24 protein-coding genes are annotated in these 21196 nt (G+C 70.1%); 8 read left to right on the top strand and 16 right to left on the bottom strand.

Annotation, left to right across the window (positions count from 1 at the left end; translation table 11 throughout):
* Window positions 1–85 precede the first annotated feature (85 nt).
* The gene (locus tag J3S89_RS00720) at window positions 86–547 is read right to left on the bottom strand and encodes an Lrp/AsnC family transcriptional regulator (RefSeq protein WP_217925549.1); all 462 of its coding nucleotides are present in this window, start codon (window positions 545–547) and stop codon (window positions 86–88) included.
* A 158-nt stretch (window positions 548–705) separates the two neighbouring features.
* On the opposite strand from J3S89_RS00720, the gene ald reads away from it, so the two are divergent.
* Window positions 706–1824 carry an alanine dehydrogenase gene (ald, locus tag J3S89_RS00715; RefSeq protein WP_217925548.1) on the top strand — a complete coding sequence of 373 codons (1119 nt, stop codon included), beginning with the start codon at window positions 706–708 and terminating at the stop codon, window positions 1822–1824.
* 70 nt (window positions 1825–1894) lie between these two features.
* Here ald and J3S89_RS00710 read toward each other — a convergent pair whose 3' ends face one another.
* The 4 genes from J3S89_RS00710 to J3S89_RS00695 form a co-directional block, all read right to left on the bottom strand.
* Window positions 1895–2533 carry a LysE family translocator gene (locus J3S89_RS00710; RefSeq protein ID WP_230489210.1) on the bottom strand — a complete coding sequence of 213 codons (639 nt, stop codon included), beginning with the start codon at window positions 2531–2533 and terminating at the stop codon, window positions 1895–1897.
* A 7-nt stretch (window positions 2534–2540) separates the two neighbouring features.
* On the bottom strand, window positions 2541–3161 hold the full coding sequence (locus J3S89_RS00705; protein WP_217925547.1) for an SCO family protein: 621 nt from the start codon (window positions 3159–3161) through the stop codon (window positions 2541–2543).
* A 13-nt stretch (window positions 3162–3174) separates the two neighbouring features.
* Complete coding sequence (dxs, locus tag J3S89_RS00700; protein WP_217925546.1) at window positions 3175–5100, bottom strand: 1-deoxy-D-xylulose-5-phosphate synthase; 1926 nt, start codon at window positions 5098–5100, stop codon at window positions 3175–3177.
* Between the two features lie 112 nt (window positions 5101–5212).
* Window positions 5213–5827 (bottom strand): TetR/AcrR family transcriptional regulator, encoded by a 615-nt coding sequence (locus tag J3S89_RS00695; RefSeq protein WP_217925545.1) that lies wholly within the window; start codon window positions 5825–5827, stop codon window positions 5213–5215.
* 134 nt (window positions 5828–5961) lie between these two features.
* On the opposite strand from J3S89_RS00695, the gene J3S89_RS00690 reads away from it, so the two are divergent.
* Window positions 5962–6423, top strand: a complete 462-nt coding sequence (locus tag J3S89_RS00690; RefSeq protein ID WP_217925544.1) for a MaoC family dehydratase — start codon at window positions 5962–5964, stop codon at window positions 6421–6423.
* A 4-nt stretch (window positions 6424–6427) separates the two neighbouring features.
* Here J3S89_RS00690 and J3S89_RS00685 read toward each other — a convergent pair whose 3' ends face one another.
* The 4 genes from J3S89_RS00685 to J3S89_RS00670 form a co-directional block, all read right to left on the bottom strand.
* Window positions 6428–6688, bottom strand: a complete 261-nt coding sequence (locus J3S89_RS00685; RefSeq protein WP_217925543.1) for an exodeoxyribonuclease VII small subunit — start codon at window positions 6686–6688, stop codon at window positions 6428–6430.
* A 29-nt stretch (window positions 6689–6717) separates the two neighbouring features.
* Entirely contained in the window at window positions 6718–7185 is a 468-nt protein-coding gene (locus tag J3S89_RS00680; RefSeq protein WP_217925542.1) for a hypothetical protein, read from the bottom strand.
* 146 nt (window positions 7186–7331) lie between these two features.
* Window positions 7332–8261, bottom strand: a complete 930-nt coding sequence (locus tag J3S89_RS00675; RefSeq protein ID WP_217925541.1) for a histone deacetylase family protein — start codon at window positions 8259–8261, stop codon at window positions 7332–7334.
* Between the two features lie 286 nt (window positions 8262–8547).
* Window positions 8548–9543, bottom strand: a complete 996-nt coding sequence (locus J3S89_RS00670; RefSeq protein WP_230489216.1) for an L-threonylcarbamoyladenylate synthase — start codon at window positions 9541–9543, stop codon at window positions 8548–8550.
* A gap of 271 nt (window positions 9544–9814) precedes the next feature.
* Here J3S89_RS00670 and J3S89_RS00665 point away from each other — a divergent pair, with 271 nt between their 5' ends.
* The gene (locus J3S89_RS00665; protein WP_217925600.1) at window positions 9815–10576 is read left to right on the top strand and encodes a crotonase/enoyl-CoA hydratase family protein; all 762 of its coding nucleotides are present in this window, start codon (window positions 9815–9817) and stop codon (window positions 10574–10576) included.
* Between the two features lie 16 nt (window positions 10577–10592).
* Here the strand turns inward: J3S89_RS00665 and J3S89_RS00660 are convergent, their stop codons facing one another.
* From J3S89_RS00660 to J3S89_RS00645, 4 genes are all read right to left on the bottom strand, one after another.
* On the bottom strand, window positions 10593–11114 hold the full coding sequence (locus tag J3S89_RS00660) for a hypothetical protein (protein ID WP_217925539.1): 522 nt from the start codon (window positions 11112–11114) through the stop codon (window positions 10593–10595).
* Between the two features lie 92 nt (window positions 11115–11206).
* Entirely contained in the window at window positions 11207–11359 is a 153-nt protein-coding gene (locus J3S89_RS00655) for a hypothetical protein (protein ID WP_217925538.1), read from the bottom strand.
* Between the two features lie 100 nt (window positions 11360–11459).
* Window positions 11460–12413: a DnaJ C-terminal domain-containing protein gene (locus J3S89_RS00650; protein WP_217925599.1), complete on the bottom strand. Its 954-nt coding sequence runs from the start codon at window positions 12411–12413 to the stop codon at window positions 11460–11462.
* A gap of 209 nt (window positions 12414–12622) precedes the next feature.
* A complete protein-coding gene (locus tag J3S89_RS00645) occupies window positions 12623–13123 on the bottom strand; it encodes an RT0821/Lpp0805 family surface protein (protein ID WP_217925537.1) in 501 nt (166 codons plus the stop codon).
* A gap of 17 nt (window positions 13124–13140) precedes the next feature.
* On the opposite strand from J3S89_RS00645, the gene pdxH reads away from it, so the two are divergent.
* Complete coding sequence (pdxH, locus tag J3S89_RS00640; RefSeq protein ID WP_217925536.1) at window positions 13141–13782, top strand: pyridoxamine 5'-phosphate oxidase; 642 nt, start codon at window positions 13141–13143, stop codon at window positions 13780–13782.
* A 16-nt stretch (window positions 13783–13798) separates the two neighbouring features.
* Here the strand turns inward: pdxH and J3S89_RS00635 are convergent, their stop codons facing one another.
* Together J3S89_RS00635 and J3S89_RS00630 are read right to left on the bottom strand one after the other, a co-directional pair.
* Entirely contained in the window at window positions 13799–14767 is a 969-nt protein-coding gene (locus tag J3S89_RS00635) for a magnesium transporter CorA family protein (protein WP_217925535.1), read from the bottom strand.
* A 109-nt stretch (window positions 14768–14876) separates the two neighbouring features.
* Entirely contained in the window at window positions 14877–15035 is a 159-nt protein-coding gene (locus tag J3S89_RS00630) for a hypothetical protein (protein WP_217925534.1), read from the bottom strand.
* Between the two features lie 493 nt (window positions 15036–15528).
* Between J3S89_RS00630 and J3S89_RS00625 the strand changes: the two genes are divergently transcribed.
* From J3S89_RS00625 to J3S89_RS00615, 3 genes are all read left to right on the top strand, one after another.
* Window positions 15529–17157: a long-chain-fatty-acid--CoA ligase gene (locus tag J3S89_RS00625; RefSeq protein ID WP_217925533.1), complete on the top strand. Its 1629-nt coding sequence runs from the start codon at window positions 15529–15531 to the stop codon at window positions 17155–17157.
* A 116-nt stretch (window positions 17158–17273) separates the two neighbouring features.
* On the top strand, window positions 17274–17720 hold the full coding sequence (locus J3S89_RS00620) for a MarR family winged helix-turn-helix transcriptional regulator (protein ID WP_217925532.1): 447 nt from the start codon (window positions 17274–17276) through the stop codon (window positions 17718–17720).
* A complete protein-coding gene (locus J3S89_RS00615) occupies window positions 17717–19690 on the top strand; it encodes an FUSC family protein (RefSeq protein WP_217925531.1) in 1974 nt (657 codons plus the stop codon). The genes J3S89_RS00620 and J3S89_RS00615 overlap by 4 nt, the downstream gene beginning before the upstream one ends.
* 250 nt (window positions 19691–19940) lie before the next feature.
* Here the strand turns inward: J3S89_RS00615 and J3S89_RS00610 are convergent, their stop codons facing one another.
* Complete coding sequence (locus tag J3S89_RS00610) at window positions 19941–20222, bottom strand: DUF3297 family protein (RefSeq protein ID WP_217925530.1); 282 nt, start codon at window positions 20220–20222, stop codon at window positions 19941–19943.
* Window positions 20223–20459: 237 nt separating this feature from the next.
* On the opposite strand from J3S89_RS00610, the gene J3S89_RS00605 reads away from it, so the two are divergent.
* Window positions 20460–21188: a DUF1499 domain-containing protein gene (locus tag J3S89_RS00605; RefSeq protein WP_217925529.1), complete on the top strand. Its 729-nt coding sequence runs from the start codon at window positions 20460–20462 to the stop codon at window positions 21186–21188.
* Window positions 21189–21196 lie beyond the last annotated feature (8 nt).

Genomic DNA, 21196 nt, shown 5'->3' with positions numbered 1-21196 from the left:
GGTGGCGCGGCTCCATGGATCCCCGGGGCGAGCCCGGGGATGACGGTGGAGGTGGCGGAGGAGGGGGGCGCCTAGGGCAGGCGCTTCACACCGGCACTTTCGTGGTGCGCTTCACCGTCCTGAGCGTCAGCTGCGACTGGACGCGGACGACGCCGGGGAGCCGCGTCAGCACTTCCGAATGCAGCCGCTCCAGATCCGCCATGTCGTGGAAGATGACGCGCAGCAGATAGTCCGACTGCCCCGCGAGCAGGTGGCACTCCTGGATCTGCGGGATGTGCCGGACCTTGGCCTCGAAGGCGTCGAGCCGGGCGCGATCCTGACTGTCGAGGGTGATCGAGACATAGGCCGTGCCGGCGAAACCGGCCGCCTTCTGGTCGAGCACCAGATGGGTCCCGGCCACCAGCCCGCTCTCGAGGAGCAGGTTCACCCGGCGCAGACACGCCGACGGCGAGAGGTGCACGCGCTCCGCCAACTCGGCGTTGGTGAGCCGTCCGTCGGCCTGCAACTCGGTCAGAATGGCGCGATCGCGATCGTCGATGTGAAGCATCGCAGGATATTCGAAGAATCTTCGAATTCGATCAAGGATCGATTTTTGCGAATGGTTTGAAATCCCGCATCCGGCGAGAAATTGCGTGGATCTGGTCGCATCATCGGCAGAATATTCGACCGGGTCGGGCCGGTCGATCCCGTCGAGGAGAGCCCCCCATGCGCATCGGTGTCCCCAAGGAGATCAAGGATCACGAGGACCGCGTCGGCCTGGTGCCGTCGTCGGTCGCCGAACTCGTCGCCCACGGCCACGAGGTGCTGGTCGAGAAGGGCGCCGGCCGGGGCGCCGGCATCGCCGACCGCGACTTCGTCAAGGCCGGCGCGCGGATCCTCGACGCCGTCGATGCGGTCTGGGGCGAGGCCGAGATGATCGTCAAGGTCAAGGAACCCCTGGCGGTCGAGCGCGAGAAGCTCCGGCCCGACCATCTCCTCTTCACCTATCTCCACCTCGCGCCCGACCCTGATCAGACCCGCGATCTCGTCGCCTCCGGCGCCACCTGCGTCGCCTATGAGACCGTGACGTCGGCGACTGGCGGCCTGCCGCTGCTCACGCCGATGTCGGAGGTCGCCGGACGCATGGCCGCCCAGGTCGGCGCCCACGCGCTCGAGAACGCCGCCAAGGGGCGCGGCGTCCTGCTCGGCGGCGTGCCCGGCGTGGCGCCGGCCAAGGTCGTCGTCCTCGGTGGCGGCGTCTCCGGCACCCATGCCACGACGATCGCGCTCGGCATGGGCGCCGACGTCACCGTGGTCGATCGTTCCCTCGACGTGCTGCGCCGCCTCGACGCCCGTTTCGGCCCCCGGCTGAAGACCGCCGCCTCGACCCGCGAGACCATCGCCGCGCTGGTCGCCGAGGCCGATCTCGTCATCGGCACGGTGCTCATCCCCGGCGCCGCCGCGCCCAAGCTGATCACCCGGCCGATGCTGAAGACCATGAAGCGCGGCTCGGTCATCGTCGACGTGGCGATCGATCAGGGCGGCTGCGCCGAGACCTCGCGCGCCACCACCCATTCGCGTCCGACCTACGTGGTCGACGGCGTCGTGCACTATTGCGTCGCCAACATGCCCGGCGGCGTCGCCCGCACCTCGACCTTCGCGCTGTCGAACGCGACGCTCCCCTTCGCGCTCGCCCTCGCCGACAAGGGCTGGCGCCGCGCGCTCGCCGAGGATCCGCATCTGGCGAACGGGCTCAACGTCTGCGCCGGCCGCGTCACCCATCCGGCGGTCGCCGAGGCGCTCGGTTACGACCTCCTCCCCCTCGACCGGGCGCTCGCCGCCTGAGGGGATCGGTCGCCGACGAAAAGGAAACCCCGCGTCGCTCCGACGCGGGGATCTTCATGTCGGCTGCCCGTCACACCACCCGCGTCACCAGCTTCGGCACCGCTTCCCACAGCGTCGTGGCGGCGAAGGCGAGGAAGAGACCGCCGGTCACCCGCACGATCGTCACGGCGTGGGAGAGGTAGAGCCGCCGCATGAAGCCGGTGCCGACGATCCAGGCGAGGATCGCGTCGCCGCAGAGAAAGCCGACGAAGGAGGCGACGAAGAGCCCGGGCATGGCCGAGACCGTCAGCGCCTCCGGCCGGCCGGCGAAGAGCGCCGTGTACATGGCGAGCGCCACCGGATAGCTCTTCGGATTGGTGAGGCCGAAGGCGACGCCGCGCAGATAGGGCCGGTCGCCGATCAGGTCGTCGGCCCCGCGCGCCGAGCGTGCCGTGACGCCCTTGAAGCCGAGAAAGCCGAGATAGAACCCGCAGGCGAGCGCCACGATCTCGAACAGCAGCGGATCGAACACCTTGGCCCCGACCAGCGCCAGCACCGCCAGCGAGCACCACAGCGTGTCGCCGGCGAGATGGCCGAGCAGGAAGGTCAGCGCCGGCCGCCGGCCCTTGGCGGCGCCGATGCCGACCAGCGCCAGCACCGCCGGTCCCGGCGAGACCACGTAGAGACATCCCGCGACGGCGGCGGAGAGAAGGGCGGCGGCGTCGATCACGGGCGTCTCACGACATGGTCAGGAGGCGCCGGATCTTGGTCATCGCCTTCGCCGTCTCCTCCTGGAAGTTGATGATGCCGACGAAGCGCGCCTGTGGGTCGAGCATGTAGACGGCGGCGGTGTGATCCATCGTGTAGTCGCCGCCCTGGCCATCGACCTTGCGGGCATAGACACGGTAGGCCTTGAGGATCCGGTCGATCTCCTCGCGCGGCCCGCTGAGACCGACGAAGCGCGGATCGAAACTGGCGAGATAGTCCTTCAGCTTGGCCGGCGTGTCGCGCTCCGGATCGACGGTGACGAAGACCACCTTCAGCCGGTCGGCGTCGTCGCCGAGTGCCTTCATCCAGCCCTCCGCCTCGAGCAGCGTGGTCGGGCAGACGTCCGGGCAGAAGGTGTAGCCGAAGAAGAGCAGCGTCGGATGGCCGAGCAGTTGCGCCTGGGTGAAGGGCGCTCCGGTCTGGTCGACCAGGGTGAAGTCGCCGCCGATGCCGGCGACCGGCTTCAGCGCGGTGCTCTCCGCCTGCGGTTGCGGCGCCCGTCCCTCGCGCAGCGCCACGAAGACGCCGAGCCCGATCACCACGACCGCGACCAGCACCCACAAGGCATGGCGCAGAAGGCGCAGCGACATGGTTTCCCTCTCCTCAGGCGCGCCGCGCCGGCTCGATCGCCGCTTCGCCGCGCCCGAGTGCTTCGAAGACGCGTCGGACGATGCCGTTCGCGTCGATACCGATCGCCGCATGGGTCTTCTCCGCGTCGCCGTGGTCGAGGAACATGTCCGGCATCGTCAGGGTGCGGACCTTGAGGGCGCCGTCGAGCAGCCCCTCTTCGACGAGAGCATGCAGGACGTGGCTGCCGAAGCCGCCGATCGCCCCTTCCTCCACCGTGATCAGCACCTCGTGCGAGCGCGCGAGCCGGCGAAGGAGGTCGCGGTCGAGCGGCTTCATGAAGCGCGCGTCGGCGACCGTGGTCGAAAGGCCGTGCGCCTCGAGCGTCTCGGACGCCTCCAGAGCGGCGGCGAGGCGCGTGCCGATCGACAGGATCGCCACCTTGGTGCCCTCCCGCAGGATCCGGCCCTTGCCGATCTCCAGGATCTCCCCGAACGCCGGCAGCTCGACCCCGACGCCCTCGCCGCGCGGGAAGCGGAAGGCAGAGGGGCGGTCGTCGATTGCCGCGCTGGTCGCCACCATGTGCACCAGTTCGGCCTCGTCGGACGGCGCCATCACCACGAAATTCGGCAGGAAACCGAGATAGGCGAGATCGTAGGATCCGGCATGCGTGGCCCCGTCGGCGCCGACGAACCCGGCCCGGTCGATCGGGAAGCGCACCGGCAGCTTCTGCAGCGCCACGTCGTGGGCGACCTGATCGAAACCGCGTTGCAGGAAGGTCGAATAGATCGCGCAGAACGGCTTGAACCCGTCGGCGGCGAGCCCGGCCGCGAAGGTCACCGCGTGCTGCTCGGCGATGCCGACGTCGAACATCCGCTTCGGGAAGGCCTCGGCGAAGAGATCGAGCCCGGTACCGCCCGGCATCGCCGCGGTGATGCCGAGGATGCGCTCGTCGCGCCGCGCCTCGCCGATCAGCGCCTGGGCGAAGACCTTGGTGTAGGAGGGCGCGTTGGCCTTGGGCTTGTCCTGCTTGCCGGTGACCACGTCGAACCGGGCGACGCCGTGATACTTGTCGTCGGCCGCCTCGGCCGGGGCATAGCCCTTGCCCTTCTGGGTGACGACATGGACCAGAATCGGCCCTTCCTTCGCGTCGCGGACGTTGCGCAGGATCGGCAGGAGATGGTCGAGATTGTGCCCGTCGATCGGCCCGACGTAGTAGAAGCCGAGTTCCTCGAACAGCGTGCCGCCCATCGCCATGCCGCGCGCGAATTCCTCCGCCCGCTTGGCGCCGACCTCGATGAACTTCGGGAGGCGCTTGGTCACCTGCTTGCCGAAGTCGCGCAGGTGCATGAAGGTCCGAGACGAGACGAGCCGCGCCAGATAGGCGCTCATCGCGCCCGTCGGCGGGGCGATCGACATGTCGTTGTCGTTGAGGATGACGATCAGTCGAGCGTCGCGCGCGCCGGCGTTGTTCATCGCCTCGTAGGCCATGCCCGCCGACATCGAGCCGTCGCCGATCACCGCGATCACGTTGTTGGTGCCACCGCGCAGGTCGCGAGCGGCCGCGAAGCCGAGCGCCGCCGAGATCGAGGTCGAGGAATGGGCCGCGCCGAAGGGATCGTAGGGGCTCTCGTCGCGCTTGGTGAAGCCGGAGAGGCCGCCCGGCTGGCGCAGCGTGCGAATCCGGTCGCGCCGCCCGGTCAGGATCTTGTGCGGATAGGTCTGGTGACCGACGTCCCAGATCAGGATGTCGCGCGGCGTGTCGAACACGTGATGCAGCGCCACCGTCAATTCCACCACGCCGAGACCGGCCCCGAGATGGCCACCCGTCACCGAGACCGCGTCGATCGTCTCGGCACGCAACTCGTCCGCCAACTGGCGCAGCTGGTGGTCGGGAATCCTGCGCAGGTCCTCGGGGGAGTGGACGGTATCGAGGAGGGGAGTCTCGGGGGTGGTCGACAAAATCGGAACTCTCGCGATGGCGACCGGGAGCGATCGGCGACGGGGCGATCGTCGGGGCCTTCGAACGGAAGGTGACCACCTACCGATACATGAGCCGTCGCGGGGCTGCAAATCACCCTTTCGCGGAGGAACCGGCCGAAGGGGCGCCCGCCGACCCGCCGTCGAGAGGACCGAGCCGCTCCCGCAGCGCCGTGAGCACCGCGTCGGAGAGCGCCGGATCGGCCGTCGCCAGGGCCCGCGCCAGGATCTGCCCGCCGATCGCGGTCGCGAGCAGCGCCGCCGCGCGCCGGGCGCGGCTCTCCCCGTCCTCGCCGTCGAGGACCGGCAGACGCTCGGCGACCGCGTCGAGGAGGCGCGCCGCGCCCCCGGCGAGCTCCGCCGCCACCTCGTCCGGCAACCGCGCGTGCGGGCTCGGAAAGGCGAGCAGCGGACAGCCCTCGTCGGGACGGTCGCGGTGGCCGCGCGAGAGATAGCCGCGCAACCACGCCTCGAGCCCGCGCGTCTCGAGACGCGCGCGCCCCTCCTCGAAGGCCGCCCCGATTGCTTCCGCCGCCAGCGCCTCCTTCGAGGCGAAATGGCCGTAGAAGCCGCCGTGGGTGAGGCCCGCCGCCCGCGTGATCTCCGCCACCCCGACGCCGTCGAGGCCGCGCGCCCGGAACAGCCGGCTCGCCGCCCTGACCATCGCCGAGCGATGCGTCGCCGCCGTCTCCTTGGACACCCTGGCCATGTCGTCGATCCTCGCCGCTCGAGGGAATGAAAGGTCGATTTGCCTATTGATGATGATCATCATCAATGTGATTATTCATGATGGTGATCATGATAAACCCCGTGCCGCCCGCCGGCAACGCCGAGGAACCGCCGATGAACGACCATTATCTCGAGGATCTCGAACCCGGCCGGCGCTGGACCACCGGCTCGGTGACGATCGACGCCGACGCCATCAAGGCCTTCGCCCGCAGCTACGATCGCCAGCCCTTCCACCTCGACGAGGAGGCCGCCGAGGCGACGTTCTTCCGTGGGCTCGCGGCGAGCGGCTGGCAGGTCGCGGCCCTCTCGATGGGGCTCCTGACCGAGAACGGCGTGCCCTTCGCCTGGGGCATCGTCGGTGCCGGCGGCGAGATCTCCTGGCCGCGCCCGACCCGGCCCGGCGACACGCTGACGGTCCATGTCGAGGTGGTCGACGTGACGCGATCGAGGTCGCGGCCCGATCGCGGCATCGCCACGGTCCGCAACGAGACCCGCAATCAGAACGGCGAGGTCGTTCAGATCCTCGTCGCCAAACTGGTCGTGCCGGCGCGCCGCCCGGCCGAGGCGACGGCCTGACCCGTCAGGCGCGATCCGGATCGAGCGCTTCGGTGCCGGCGGCGCGCCCGTCGGCGCCGACGCGGATCTTCTCGACCCGCGCCTCGGCGATCGACAGAAGCCCGGCGCAGCGCGCCTTCAGCGCCTCGCCGCGCTCGTAGGCGGCGATCGATTCCTCGAGCGGCACGTCGCCGCGCTCGAGCCGCCCGACCAGCGTCTCGAGTTCGGCGAGCGCCTGCTCGAAGGTGAGGGCGGCGACGTCGGGAGCAGCGGTGGTGTCGGTCAAGGCATCGTCCTCGCGCGGTCGGTCGGGACTCAGCGGTCCTCGAGCAGCCCCGACGTCTTACCTGCCGGGAGCTTCTTCGCAAAGACGATCTCGACGTCGTAGGTCGTCGTATCGCCCGAACTCTCCTGGGCCTGGATCACCAGCTTGTCGGTGCCCTGACCCTTGGCCGGGGCGGGAATCGTCACCGTGGTCCAGTTGAACGGCTTGCCGTCGCAGGCGGCATAGGGGCCGGCCGGATCGGTCTTGCCGGCCGCCTTGGCGCTCTTCACGCTCGCCTTGCCGAAGGCGGGATGCTGCAGCACCGTCACCACCGGCGCCGGGGCGAGCGCGCAGTCCTCGCGCATCTCCCGGAAGCGATCGACCGTCACGGCCTTCGCTCCGGTCGCCACCCACAGGCGCTTTTCGATCGTGTCGCCCTCGGCCCGCGCCGGCCCGAGCGAGACGAGGAGGGGCAGGAGCGAGGCCAGCCCGGCGGAAAGGAGAGTACGACCCGACATCGATGGCCTCCCGACGCTCGCGATCCCGGCCGCCGATCGGCCGACGATCGCACAGAAGTGTTCCCGACCACGCCGCCGCCCGCCAGTGTCGAACCACGCTCGGCGGCGACATATCCACCGCGACGGCGATACCGCGCCGCCCCGCGTCAGTTCTTCATCAGGGTCATCACATGCGCGGCGACCGAGCGCGCCAGCCCCTCGAGGTCGTAGCCGCCCTCGAGAACCGAGACGACACGACCGTCGCAGCGTCGGTCGGCGATGTCCATCAGCCGCGACGTCGCCCAGGCGAAATCCGCCTCGACCAGATTGATCTGGCTCATCGGGTCGCGCGTATGGGCGTCGAACCCGGCCGAGATGATGACGAGATCGGGCCGGAAATCCTCGATCCGCGGCAGGATGGCGATGTCCATCGCCTCGCGGAAGTCGGCGCCGCCGGCCCCCGCCCACAGCGGCGCGTTGACGATGTTGTCGCGAACCCCGGTCTCGCCGACCTCGCCGGTGCCGGGATAGAACGGCATCTGGTGGGTCGAGGCGTACATCAGATTGGGGTCGTTCCAGAAGATGTCCTGGGTGCCGTTGCCGTGGTGGACGTCGAAGTCCATGACCACGACCCGCTCGGCGCCGTGCCGGACGCGCGCCCAGTGGGCGGCGATCGCCGCGTTGTTGAACAGGCAGAAGCCCATCGCTCGCTTCGATTCGGCATGATGGCCCGGCGGACGCACGGTGACGAAGGCGTTGCGGACCTTCTTCTCGAACACCTCGTCGACCGCCTGACACGCCCCGCCGACGGCGCGCAGCGCCGCCTCGAGACTGCCGGGCGAGATGGTGGTGTCGTCGTCGAGGCGCAGCAGGCCCTCGGCCGGGACGGCGTCGGCGATCTCGTCGAAATAGGTTCCGGGATGGGCCATCTCCACCATGGCGCGGGTGCCGAGGGCGGCCGCCTCGCGCTCCAGCGGCTGAAACCGCTCGTGTTCGAGAATGCGGTCGATCACCCGCATCCGGTCCGCGCGTTCGGGATGGCCGAGCGGGGTCGCATGGCCCAGACACGCCGGATGGTGGATCAACAACGTCGACATGCGTCCGTCCTTCCTCCCCTCGACCGGGCCGCGCCTTGTCGTCGGCGGCTCTCGCGGTCGCTCGGTCCGTTGGCCGGACCGATTGAATTCTTCCCGCCTCTCGTGCGGCGCCGGAGTAGAGCCCGGCGTCACGGCCACGAGGAGACGGACCTTACGATGACCGATCGTGATCGGCTCGTCATCAACCGACCGTGACGGAAATCAATGGTGAGGTCATACCTTCGTCGGGATCCTCGAACCGTCATCATGCGTGTCGCGCATGGCTGTCCGCGCCGGCCCGCCAAACTCAGGGGCGCGGCGCCGCCGCCCGCCGCAACCGATCGGCGATGGCCTCGCCGAGCCCGTCTTCGGGGATCGGCACCACCGCGATCGTGCCGGCGCCGCTGGCATCGAGATCGCGCAAGGCCCCGAAGAGGCGGCTCGCGGCTTCGACCGGATCGCCCGAGGGGCTGAGATCGACGAGCGCCACCGCCTGCGCGCTCCCCGGCGGGCGAAGACCGGCGAAAGTCATCAGCGCCTCGCCCGGCGCGACCCGATCGGCATCGAGCCGGACCCGCGCGTTCGGCGCGTAATGAGAGGTGAGGAGCCCGGGGGCGAGGGGCGCGGCGCCTTCCGCCGAGGCGTCGACGGCGAGGCTCGCGGCCTCCGGCCGATCGAGTGGACGGCCGATCACGGTCTCGATCGCCTCCCGCGTCACCCCGCCGGGCCGCAGCAGCGTCACGCGTCCGTCGAGCACCGCGACGATGGTCGATTCGACCCCGACCGGGCAGGGCCCCGCATCGACGATCACCGCGACCGCCGCGCCGAGATCTTCCGCCACGTCGCTCGCCCGGGTCGGCGAGATCCGCCCGGATCGATTGGCGCTCGGCGCCGCCACCGGCCGGCCGAGCCGGGCCAGGATTTCGCGCGTGACCGAGGGCGCCGGCACCCGCAGGCCGATGCTGTCGAGCCCGGCGGTGACGAGATCGCAGATCGCGCTCTCCGGCCGCTTCGGCACGACCAGCGTCAACGGTCCCGGCCAGAACGCCGCCGCCAGCGCCCGCGCCGTCGGCCCGAACACGCCGTGCGTCTCGGCCGCCGCGAGGTCGGGAACATGGGCGATCAGCGGATTGAAACGCGGCCGGCCCTTGGCGGCATAGATCGCCGCCACCGCGCGCGGATCGGTGGCGTCGGCGCCGAGCCCGTAGACGGTCTCGGTCGGCAGCGCCACCAGACCACCGGCCTCGAGCGCCGCCACCGCCGCCTCGATCGCTCCCTCGCGGTCGTCCTCGATCTTCACCATGACCATTCGCGCGCCCGCGCCTCGTTCCCGCTCGTCTCGCGGCCCTGTCTAGCCGAGATCGCGCCGCGAGGCACGTCTCGTGATCGTCGCCGCCGTCCCGGCCGTCGAGGACGGCGCCGCCACGAACCGGCCGCGACGGTGTGGACCTTTCTGTCCGGACATGCTGAGATCGGCTCGTATCGATCGAAAAATGACGTTTGCGTCAAGGAGAGCGGCGGCCGCCGCGACCCGGCGCAAGGACCATGAGGAAACCGCCGCGATGTCGCAGGATCTGCCGCCCACCGTGATCGCCGAGCGCGACGGCGCCGTCGCCGTCCTGCGCCTCGCGCGCGCCGACAAGAAGAACGCCCTGACCTCCGACATGTATGCGGCGATCACATCGGCGTGGTCGGCGGCGGAGGCCGACGATGCCGTCGCGGTCCATCTCTGGCTCGGCCTGCCCGGCGCCTTCTGCGCCGGCAACGACATCGAGGACTTCCTCGAATGCGCCCGCACCGGCCGCCTCGGCAGCGAAATTCTGGACTTCCTGCACCGTCTGGCGACCCTCGAGAAGCCGCTGGTGATCGGCGTCGACGGGCTGGCGATCGGCGTCGGCACCACCGCGCTTCTCCACGCCGATCTGGTCGTCGCCTCGGACGCCTCGCTGTTCCGCACGCCCTTCACCGATCTCGGTCTGGTGCCGGAGGCGGCGTCGAGCCTGCTCGGACCGCGTCGCCTCGGCCATGCCGTCGCCTTCGAGCTGCTCGCCCTCGGCGCCCCCTTCGACGCCGAGCGTGCCCGTGCCGTCGGTCTGATCAATCGCGTCGTGCCCGCCGCCGATCTCGAACGTACGGCCCGCGACACCGCCCGCGCCCTCGCCGCCAAGCCGCGCGCCGCGCTCGCCGCCGCCCGCCGTCTGCTGCGCGACGTCCCCGGCGCCGGCCGCGCCGAGATCCTGGCGCGGATCGAGGAGGAGGCGGCCGAATTCGCCCGCCGTCTCGCCTCGCCGGAGGCCGCCGCCGCCTTCACGGCTTTCGTTTCTCGCAAGAAGTGAGGCGAGCCGACGGGGCTCAGCCGACGAAGCGGAAATAGAGATCCTCGATGTCGCGGCCATAGGAGCGATCGCCCGGCGGTGTCACCCGGCGATGCAGCACCCACGGGCGGAAGGTGCGCCAGATCCGTTTGACGTCGATCGAGATGGCGCGTTCGATCGCCGCCTCGTCGCACACCGAGGCCACGAGGCAGCGGGTGAAGAGATCGAAGGACCCGATCAGCAGATCGACCTTCGGCGCCAGATCGTGGCTCTCGACGAAGGTGATCAGCGAGGCGTCGCGCTCGGAGATCAGCGCGTCGCGGGTGTCGTCGTCGGGGGCGTTCTGGATCCGCCGCTGAATGTCCTCGATCGCCTCCCACCACGGTTTCATCTCCGTGGCGAGATCGATGTAGGCCTTGTGGGCGGGGGTGTCGTCGAAGCGGTCGACCAGGTCGAGCGCATAGGCGACGCGGGCGTTGTTCTCGGCGATCGGAACTCGCACGAAATGCTCATAGGCCGCCCACCCCCAGCCGCTCGCGGCGAGCAGGACGGCGGACACCAGCGCCGGCGTCCGGAGATCCCTCCGGGCGCCGGCGTCATGGTTTCGGCTCGGTCGGCCGACGTCGTTCCCTTGCTCCACGACGTCGCCTCTCAACGGCCCGGCTTGGGCTTGCAGCAGGGTCCACCACAGCAGACGTCCTGCCACGGCGGCCGGCTCGGCTGCTGCGGGCGCTGCTGCGCTTCGGCCTGAACGACACCGAGCAGCGCGAGCACGGCGACGGCATGGATCAATGTCCGAATCATGGGACGGGTCTCACCTCCGGTCGGCCTTGCGGCCTTGCGACTTCGGGAGCCACTCTCGCACACGCGAGATGAACCGCGCCCGAACGAACGCGCGCGCCGGTCAACGCGACCGGCGCGCCTTGAGGAAGGCCTCGAGCTCCGGATCGCCCCCTTCGGGCAGGACGATGCGCGGGGTGACGTAGAGATTGCCGCTCCCGCCGGTCTTGGTCGGCAGGCCCTTGCCCTTCAGGCGCAGTTCCTTGCCGCCGGTGGTGCCGGCCGGAAGGTTGAGCTCGACCGCGCCCGACAGCGTCGGCACGCGCACGCGCCCGCCGAGAACCGCGTCCTCGAGCGTGATCGGCGCGTCGAGTTCGAGATCGTGGCCGTTGACCCGGAATTGCGGGTGCTTCTGGAACACCACGCTCACCATCACGTCGCCGTTCGGCGTGCCGGGATGGCCCTGGCCCTTGAGACGGATCTGCTGGCGATCGGAGACGCCCTCGGGCAGCTGCACGTCGAGGGTCTTGCCGTTGGGAAGCTCGACCCGGATCTTGGCGTGCTCGGCCACCTCCTCGAGGCTGACGCGCGCCTCGACCTCGATGTTCTCGCCGCGCGCGCGGGGCTGGCCACCGCCCATGCCGCCACCGCCCATGCCGCCCATTCCACCCATGCCGCCCATTCCGGCGCGGCCGCCGCCCATGCCGCCGCGCCCACGCGCGCCGAAGGCCTGGCCGAGGATGTCGGTGAGGAAGTCGTCGAATTCCGGTCCGCCGCCGTGGCCGCCGCGCGCCCCGGTCCGAGCGCCGGCCGAGCGGAAGTCGAAGCCGCCGCCGGGATGGCCGGTGAAGCGCGGCTTGCCTTCCGCGTCGATCTCGCCGCGATCGAACTGCGCCTTCTTGGCGGCGTCGCCGAGGATCTCATAGGCGGAATTGACCTCCGCGAAGGCCTCCTGGGCCTTCGGGTCGTCGCGATTCTGATCCGGATGGTGCTTCTTGGCGAGGCGTCGGAACGCCTTCTTGATCTCGTCGGCGCTCGCCGATCGAGCGACGCCGAGCACGTCGTAGGGGTCGCGCATCATCGAACTCCTCGTCCCCGGTTCCCGGTCGTCCGGCCGTCGGGGTTGCGGCCTTGCGGCCGATGATTGGTCTCGCGCACGGATGTGGGAGTGTTCGTCGGCGAATTCCAGAGGAAAAGCAAGGTCGCCGACCCGATCTCGACGAGATCGCGCCGCCGCGCGCGGAACATCTCGGGGATCGCGTCGAGGAGGCGCGGTGTCTCGGCCCCTCAGCCGCCGAGCCGTTCGAAGCGCAACACTTCCCAGCCGCCTGAATAGCCCTGGCAGATTCGCCCGCCGTGGAGATCGACGCCCTCGATCGTGACCAGCGTCGTCTCGAAGTCGCGGCAGGGAGCGCCGTTGCCGGCGCGTACCGCCGTCGAGGCGGTGACCGTGCCGGAATGGCCGGTGGCGTCGTTCTTCCAGGCGACCGGCGCGTCGATGCCGCGCGCCACCGCCACCTCGATCGCCCGGCGCACCGCTTCGCCGTCGCCGTCGGGCGCGGCGCCCGCGGCCGGTTGCGCCGGTCCGATCGACCCGGTGACGTCGCTCGGCGGCGCCGCCGTCTCGGAGGGCGAACTCGACATCAACGACGACAACGGCATCACGATGCCGCAACCGGACAGGGCCGAGGCGAGGAGCAAGCCGGCGAGAGCACGGCCGATCTGCGGCACGCGCGTCTGGCGCGGCTCGTGAACGACGGTATAGGATGGGGACCGAAGACCGGCCAAGGGTGCCTCCGAAGACGATGACCGACCATTTTCAGAACGATCCACCATCGGAGTTAACGACGGGTGACTTTTCCGGCGCCGAGGAGCCGTTTCGCCTCTTCGCCGATTGGCTGAGGGATGCCGAGGCCAAGGAAGTCAACGATGCCAATGCGATGGCGGTGGCCTCGATCGACGAGACCGGCCTGCCGGACGTGCGCATGGTCCTGTTGAAGGGCTTCGACGAGGCGGGTTTCGTCTTCTACACCAACTTCGAGAGCAAGAAGGGCCGCGAGCTTCTCGCCACCCGCAAGGCCGCGCTGCTCTTCCACTGGAAGACCCTGCGCCGCCAGATCCGCATTCGCGGCGCCGTCGAACTGGTGAGCGACGCCGAGGCCGACGCCTATTTCGCCTCGCGCGCGCGGGCGAGCCGCATCGGTGCCTGGGCCTCCAAGCAGTCGCGCCCGCTCGAGAGCCGCTTCGCGCTCGAGAAGGCGGTCGCCGAATACGGCCTCAGATACGCCATCGGCGAAGTGCCGCGCCCGCCCCATTGGTCGGGCTTCCGCGTGGTGCCGCAGGCGATCGAGTTCTGGCACGATCGCCCCTTCCGCCTCCACGACCGCATCGAGTTCACGCGCGCGGGCGTCGGCGCGCCGTGGGAGAAGACCCGCCTCTACCCGTGAGCGGGGAGGGCGGGGCTCACAGCCACCGTTTCCACTTGAAGACGGCGAAGGTGGTCGCGACCGACGCGACCATCAGCGCCAGCGCCATCGGATAGCCCCAGGGCTCGTCGATCTCCGGCATGGCGTGGAAATTCATGCCGTAGATCGAGGCGATCAGCGTCGGCGGCATGAAGACCACCGCCAAGACCGAGAAGATCTTGACGATCGTGTTCTGCTCCAGGCCGACCAGACCGAGCGTCGCGGTGAGCAGGAAGTTCACGCGCGCGTCGAGCGACTTGGCGTGTTCGGCGAGCGAGCGGGCGTCGAGCTCGAGCGTGGCGAGCCGCGCCTTGCCGTCGCGGTCGAGCCGCTCGCGCCCGTTCTCCTCGCCGAGATAATGGAAGAGCCGCGACAGCGAGACGATGCTCTCCTCGGCCCGGGCGATGGCGCCGCCCATCCGGCCGATCGCGGTGATCGCGTCCTCGAGTTCCTTCTCGCGTTCCCGGCGCGGCCGGAACACGTCGGCCGACAGACGCTCGAGATCGGCGCCGATCCGCTCCAAGCCGTCGGCGAGCCGATCGATGATGGTCTCGAGGAGGCCGATCAGCACCGCTCGCCCGTCGACGAGCCCGGCGACCGGCCGTTCCGCTCGCGTCCGAAAGATCTCGAAGGAACGCGGTCGATCGTAGCGCACGGTGACCAGACGGTCGCCGGCGAGAACGAAGGTGATCGGCGTCACGCGCGGATCGTCGGTCTCGAACAGGAAGGGGACGAGCGCGGTCATGTAGAGCGCGCCGTCTTCTTCGTAGAGGCGGCTCGACGCCTCGATCTCCTGCATCTCGTCGCGGGTCGGGACCGCGACGCCGAGCATCTCCTCGACGAGGCGATCTTCCTCCTCGTCGGGCTCGAGCAGGTCGAACCAGACCGCTCGACCTTCCGGCGGCGGTGCGGACGAAATCGCCGCCGTGATCAGGCGCGAGTCGATGAGACCGTGGATCGTCAGCATGTCGAACCGATGCGGGAGGAAGCCGGGACCGCGACGGGATCACACCCGATCGCGCCGTCCCCTCGATACCCCGTTCCCCGCGTCGCGTCGACCTCTCCCCGTCAGGGGATCAGCTCATCTGCGGGCCGCTCTTCTTGCCCTTGAGCGCGGACGCGGCGCAGATCGCCGAGATGCCGATCGGCTTGTACTGGGCGTCGAGCGCGTCGGCCTGGAGGCGCGGCTGGGTCTGCTGGGTCTGCTGCGGGGCTTGGGACTTTTCGTCGGACATTTCGAACCTCGATCGCGTTTCGCTCCCTCGGGTCTCGATCGCGACATCGTCGTCGGTCCCCCGCTGGTCGCCCGGCATGATCTGCACCGGATATGACCGATCTGGTCCCGAATTGCGGCGTCTTCTAGTCGTCGAAACTCCGATGCTTCGGAATATCGAGCAGTGTTGCGCGAGTGCATAGTAAGCACTTGTACGACTTTAGGCGTAGAAAATGGCTCCAAGGCTCGCCTTCGCGAAAGCCGCCCGCATGTGCCTTGCATATCGAGATGCCGGACATGCGATTTCGAGGGGGCTCGGACGGCGGTTTTCCACCGCGCGCGAGCGTCGATCCGGCTCGGGTGAAACGAAGACGACGAGCCGGGCCGGCCGGCGTGACGTCCCCGTCCGGGGTTTCACCGTGCAAAGTCGGACTCGACAGAATCCATGACGCTTGGTTTAACGAAGTGACCGAAACGTCAATGTCGTGCCCATAAGGGACGCGAGGGAGGAACACATGCTCGGCTCCATGCAGAACTGGCCCCTGCTCTGCACCAAGATCATCGACCATGCCGCGCTCCTTCACCCGAAGCGCACGGTGATGACCCGCTCGGTCGAGGGGCCGTTCCACACCACCACCTATGCCGAGATGCGCACCCGCTCGCTCCGCGTCGCCAAACGGCTCGAGAAGCACGGCATCCGCCTCGGCGACCGCGTCGCCACGCTCGCCTGGAACACCTGGCGCCACATGGAGGTCTGGTACGGCCTGCTCGGCCTCGGCGCGATCTATCACACCGTCAATCCGCGCCTCTTCCATGATCAGATCGTGTGGATCGTCAACGACGCCGAGGACCGCCTCCTCTTCGTCGACCTGACCTTCCTGCCGGTGATCGAGAAGTACATCGCCGACATGCCGACCCTCGAGCAGGTGATCGTGCTGACCGACGCCGAGCACATGCCCGCGACGACCCTGCCGAACGCGGTTCCCTATGAGGAATGGCTGAAGGAGGCCGACGACGACTTCGTGTGGCGGACCTTCGACGAGAACACCGCCGCCGGCCTCTGCTACACCTCCGGCACCACCGGCCACCCCAAGGGCGTCGTCTATTCGCACCGTTCGAACGTGCTCCATGCCTTCCAGGCGTCCCAGGTCGACATGTTCGGCTGCGGTTCGCGCGACGTGATCATGCCGGTCGTGCCGATGTTCCACGCCAACTGCTGGTCGCTCGCCTTCACCGCGCCGATGGTCGGCGCCGCGATGGTGATGCCGGGCGCCAAGCTCGACGGCGCCTCGATCCACGAGATCCTCGAGGTCGGCAAGGTCACGCTGACCGCCGCCGTCCCCACCGTCTGGCAGATGCTGCTGCAGCACATGGAGGCCAAGAAGCTCGGTCTGACCCACCTCGAGCGGGTGGTGATCGGCGGTGCCGCCTGTCCGCGGGCCATGACCGAGAAGTTCGAGAAGGTCTACGACGTCCGCGTCGCGCATGCCTGGGGCATGACCGAGACGAGCCCGCTCGGCACCATCTGCGGCCTCAAGCCCGAGACCGCCGACCTCGACATCGAGGCCCGGCTCGACCTTCAGGTGAAGCAGGGCGTTCCGCCCTTCGGCGTCGAGATGAAGATCACCGACGATCAGAACCGCGAACGTCCGCGCGACGGCAAGGCCTTCGGGCGCCTGCGCGTGCGCGGTCCCGCGATCGCCGGCGGCTATTTCAAGGGTGCCGGCCAGGAGGCCTTCGGTGAGGACGGGTTCTTCGACACCGGCGACGTCGCGACCATCGACGAGAACGGCTACATGCAGATCACCGACCGCGCCAAGGACGTGATCAAGTCCGGCGGCGAGTGGATCTCGACGATCGACCTGGAAAATCTGGCGATCGCCCATCCGGACGTGCTGGAGGCGGCGGTGATCGGCGTGTTCCACCCGAAGTGGGACGAACGCCCGCTCCTGATCATCGTGCCGAAGCCCGGCGCGACCCCGACCAAGGAGAAGATCCTCGCCTATTACGAGGACAAGATCGCCAAGTGGTGGATGCCCGACGACGTGGTCTTCATCGAGGAGATCCCCCACACCGCCACCGGCAAGATCCAGAAGATGTCGCTGAGGGAGCAGTTCCGGGATTACAAGCTGCCGGGGGTGTGAGGAGAGGGATGCGGAGAGGGCGTCGGTCACCCGGCCTCGGTCCCCCCGCCCCACCGTCCGCATAGTTGCATATCAAATCATTTCATGAGAGATGATTTGATATGCAGGATCCTTCGATGTCTCTCGACTCCCGTTTCGGGTTTCACCTGGTCGGGCTCGCCCGGCGTTGGCGGCGCGCGCTCGACGAGGCCTTGGCGGCGCGCGGCTTCGCCGATGCCTCCTGGGTGCCGATGGTCCATCTCGCCGAGAACGGCGGGATCACCCAGCGCGATCTCGCCCTGCGCTGCGGCCTCGACGATTCGACGCTGGTGCGCCTCCTCGACGCGCTCACCGCGCGCGGCTGGGTCGAGCGGCGCGCCAAGCCGAACGATCGCCGCGCGCGCTGCGTTCATCTGACCGAGGCCGGCACCGCCGCCGTCGTCGAGATCCGCGCGATCCTGGCGGCGAGCGAGGGCGCGATGCTCGCCGGCGTCGAGCGCGCCGATCTCGCCGCGGCGATCGCGATGTTCGATCGCATCGAAGGCGGGATCGCCGCCTTCGCCGAGCAGGGGGCGCGGCCGTGAGCCTCGCCGCCACGCTCACCCGCGCCGGGTTCGATCTCGCCCGCCTGCGCTTCGCCGCGCCGACCGCGGTCGCCGCCTGCCTCGCGCTCGCGCTCGCCGCCGCCCTCGGCCTCGAACACCCGCAATGGGCGGCGATGACCGTCTGGGCCGCCTCGCAACCCTCGCGCGGCCAATTGCTCGAGAAGAGCTTCTGGCGTTTCGCCGGCACGGTCAGCGGCACGCTCGTCGGGGTCTTCCTCGTCTCCTCCTCGATCGATCGGCCCTGGCTCCTGGTCGCCGGTCTCTCCGCCTGGATCGGCGCCTGCGCCGGCATCGGCAACATCCAGCGCGGCTTCGTCTCCTACGGCACCATGCTCGCCGGCTATTCCGCCGCCATGGTCGCGCTGCTCGACGCCGCCCATCCCGAACACGTCGTGCTGCTCGGGGCCGACCGTCTGGCGACGGTCCTGACCGGGGTCGGCGTCGCCCTCGTCGTCGGACTGATCGTCGCGCCGGCCGGGCGCGAGCAGCCGATCGTCGCCCGGGTCGACGCGATCGCCGCCGAGTTCCTGCGGGCGCTCGCCGCGCGCGTCCATCCCGCTCATGACCGCCGCGTCACCGCCGCCGCGCGCGCGCTTTCGGTGATCGCCGAGATCGACGAGGGGCTCGATCCCCACGGCGCCGGATCGCTGCGCTCCCGCAGGCTGGTTCGCGCCGTCCGTGGCCGCCTCGTCGCGCTGGTCGCCGGCCTCCTCTGGCTTCACGCGCCGAGCGTCGAGGTCCTGCCCGACGATCTCGCCGAAGCGCTCGACGCCGCCGCCGGCCGGCTCGAGGATCCCACGCGGCCGGCGGGGCGCGACGCCGCCCTCGATCGCGCGCTCGATCATGCTCTGGGCCTCGCCGCCGGCCGCTCGCGTCTCCTCGAGATCCTCGGACCGCTCTTCGCGGCGCTGAGCGATCGCCCCGACCCCGACGACGCCGGACGTCGGGCCTCCTCGGCCGGACCGCTGGTCGTCCTCCACCGCGATTGGGTCGGCGCCCGCGAGGCCTCGGTGCGCTCGGTCGCCACCATGGTCCTGGTCGGAACCTTCTGGCTGACGACCGGCTGGAGCGGCGGACCGTTCCTCTTGTTGGGAACCGCGATCATGACGTCGCTGTTCTCCACCTTCGACAACCCGGCGCAGTTCATGCGCAACGTGTTCTTCGGCCAGGTCCTCGGCGCGCTCGGGGCGCTCGCCTGCCGCTGGTTCGTCTGGCCGCTGGTCGACGGCGAGATCGGCCGGATCCTGACGCTGATGCCCTTCGTGCTCCTCGGCGTCGCCGTCTTCGCCCATCGCCGGACGCAACTCGCCGGTTTCGACTACAACATGGTCGTGCTGCTGCTGTCGCAGCCGATCGACCCGCCGAGCGGCACCGTGCTGCATTCCCTCGCGGTGGCGGCGGCGGTCGCCTCGGCGCCGATCGCCGGCTGGTTCGCCTATCGGCTGGTTTATCCGGTCGGCCCGCGCCGCCGCCTCGAGACGCTGGTCGCCGGCATGGTCCACGACCTGCGCGCCATGGCCCGGTCGACGCGTCGCCCGGTCGATCGCGCGGTCTGGCGCAGCCGTCTCTATCACCGCCTGCTGCGATCGATCCGCTGGGCGGAAAAGGCAGGGGGGCGCCCGCTGTCGATCAGCGAGGGCGGGCTGGCCGTGCTCGATCTGGGCTCGGCGATCCTCAGAATGCGCGACATCGCCGCCGAGCCGAGGCTCGCGCCCTCCATCGCCCGGGTCCTGCGCGTGGCGCTCGATCGCGTCGCCGGGATCGACGAGGCCCCCGACCGGCTGGCGCGGACGATCCGAACCGCCGCCGCGCGCCTCGACCGCGCCGGCCGCGCCGAGGATGCCGCGCGTCTGCGCCTCGCCGCCGACGGTCTCCTCGACCATCACGCCTTCTTCGCGCTGGCGCGGTCACGGTCCGAGACGGGGGAGGGGGTGCCGGTCGCGGCGTGAGGGCGGCGACGCGGGCGCGGGAGGCCGAGCGTCGGTCGCGCGCGAAGCCGCATCGGGGCCTCCGATCTCACTTTCGGCCGGAAGGGTCGAAACTGCGAGCCCGGCCGCGAGCGTGGCTCGCGGCGTTCGTCACTCGCGAAGCCCCACCGGGGCCCGGCCGCGAGCGTGGCTCGCGGCGTTCGTCACTCGCGAAGCCCCACCGGGGCTTCGCGTCCTCGTCCCGGACGGGGTCCGGGGCGAGGACCGTTCCTCACCCCTTCACCCACACTTCGACGTCGCCGGAGAGCTTGATCGTCAGCGGGCGGCCGTAGCGGTCCATCGCCTTGCCGGCGGGAACCCGGATCCAGCCTTCGGAGATGCAGTATTCCTCGACGTTGAACTTCTCCACGCCCTTGAAGCGCACGCCGATGCCGGCCTGGAGCACGTCGCCGTCGAAATAGGGGCTGCGCGGATCGATCGACAGGCGGTCGGGCAGGGCCACGGTCGCGGGAGTCTCGGTCGCGTCGGCGGAGGTCGGGGTCTCGTCGGTCATGCGGGTCTCATCCTCGAGGGCAGGGCTCCGGTCGCGCCGGGCGCGGGGAGCGAAGTCGCCCCGACATGCACCGTTTCGCGCGGCGGGTCAAACCCCGGCGTCGGATCCCCACCGCCGCCTCTCCCGGCCCGCCGCCGGTCGTGCTAGAGGGAGACGACGCCCCGACCAACCGACGGCCGCCCGCTCATGATCTACCGCCCGCCTCAGCGCCGATCCCGTCTCGCCGGATGGAGCCGGATGCTCGGCACCTTCGCGATTCCGGTGCTGGTCATCGCCATCGTCGGTCACCGCACCGGCCACATGACGACCGATCACGCGGTACCCCTGGCGATCGCCGCCTTCGCCGTCGCCGCGCTGGCGGTGCTCGCCGGTCTGATCGCGGCGGCGCGGATCTGGTCCGACGGCCGCCTCGGCGCCCGCCACGCGGTCACCGGCATCCTCTATGGGCTGGTCGCCCTGACGCCGGCCGGCTGGCTCGCCGTCCAGGCCCTGAGCCACCCTCGTCTGGTCGACGTCTCCACCGACGCGGTCGATCCGCCGCTCTACCGCGCCGCCGCCTTCGAGCGCGTCGGCCGTTTCAACACGCCGACGCCGCCGCCGCCCGAGGAGCGCGCCCGCATCCGCGCCCTCACCCCGGAGATCGGCCCGCGCCGCTATTCGGTCGGCTCCGACCTGCTCTTCGCCGTGACCCGCCGCAGCATCGAGGCCGCCGGCTGGACGATCCTCGACGAAGCCCCGCCCTCCGGCGACGGCGATCGCGGCCGCATCGAGGCGGTGGCGCGCTCGCTGGTCTTCGGCCTCTCCGACGACGTGGTGATCCGCATCCTGCCCGAACCCTCGGGCGCGCGCATCGATCTGCGCTCGTCGCCGCGCTGGGGCGGCCACGACTTCGGCCGTGGCGCCGCCCGCATCCGCGCCTTCCTCGACGAACTCGACACCGCCGTCGCCGCCAGCTACGGCAGCTGACGGCGAGC

Origin of the sequence: Pinisolibacter aquiterrae, from assembly GCF_019160155.1 — a bacterium.
Taxonomy (GTDB): domain Bacteria; phylum Pseudomonadota; class Alphaproteobacteria; order Rhizobiales; family Ancalomicrobiaceae; genus Pinisolibacter; species Pinisolibacter aquiterrae.
This window is presented reverse-complemented; position numbering and strand designations above follow the sequence as displayed.

Coding starts and splice junctions, on each gene's coding strand:
- J3S89_RS00690 (WP_217925544.1), top strand. CDS start 5,962: ATGAACGACCATTATCTCGAGGATCTCGAACCCGGCCGGCGCTGGACC.
- J3S89_RS00650 (WP_217925599.1), bottom strand. CDS start 12,413: ATGCGCGACCCCTACGACGTGCTCGGCGTCGCTCGATCGGCGAGCGCC.
- J3S89_RS00680 (WP_217925542.1), bottom strand. CDS start 7,185: ATGTCGGGTCGTACTCTCCTTTCCGCCGGGCTGGCCTCGCTCCTGCCC.
- ald (WP_217925548.1), top strand. CDS start 706: ATGCGCATCGGTGTCCCCAAGGAGATCAAGGATCACGAGGACCGCGTC.
- J3S89_RS00630 (WP_217925534.1), bottom strand. CDS start 15,035: ATGTCCGACGAAAAGTCCCAAGCCCCGCAGCAGACCCAGCAGACCCAG.
- J3S89_RS00620 (WP_217925532.1), top strand. CDS start 17,274: ATGTCTCTCGACTCCCGTTTCGGGTTTCACCTGGTCGGGCTCGCCCGG.
- J3S89_RS00635 (WP_217925535.1), bottom strand. CDS start 14,767: ATGCTGACGATCCACGGTCTCATCGACTCGCGCCTGATCACGGCGGCG.
- J3S89_RS00610 (WP_217925530.1), bottom strand. CDS start 20,222: ATGACCGACGAGACCCCGACCTCCGCCGACGCGACCGAGACTCCCGCG.
- J3S89_RS00655 (WP_217925538.1), bottom strand. CDS start 11,359: ATGATTCGGACATTGATCCATGCCGTCGCCGTGCTCGCGCTGCTCGGT.
- J3S89_RS00605 (WP_217925529.1), top strand. CDS start 20,460: ATGCTCGGCACCTTCGCGATTCCGGTGCTGGTCATCGCCATCGTCGGT.
- pdxH (WP_217925536.1), top strand. CDS start 13,141: ATGACCGACCATTTTCAGAACGATCCACCATCGGAGTTAACGACGGGT.
- J3S89_RS00695 (WP_217925545.1), bottom strand. CDS start 5,827: ATGGCCAGGGTGTCCAAGGAGACGGCGGCGACGCATCGCTCGGCGATG.
- J3S89_RS00720 (WP_217925549.1), bottom strand. CDS start 547: ATGCTTCACATCGACGATCGCGATCGCGCCATTCTGACCGAGTTGCAG.
- J3S89_RS00670 (WP_230489216.1), bottom strand. CDS start 9,543: ATGGTGAAGATCGAGGACGACCGCGAGGGAGCGATCGAGGCGGCGGTG.
- J3S89_RS00705 (WP_217925547.1), bottom strand. CDS start 3,161: ATGTCGCTGCGCCTTCTGCGCCATGCCTTGTGGGTGCTGGTCGCGGTC.
- J3S89_RS00675 (WP_217925541.1), bottom strand. CDS start 8,261: ATGTCGACGTTGTTGATCCACCATCCGGCGTGTCTGGGCCATGCGACC.
- J3S89_RS00625 (WP_217925533.1), top strand. CDS start 15,529: ATGCTCGGCTCCATGCAGAACTGGCCCCTGCTCTGCACCAAGATCATC.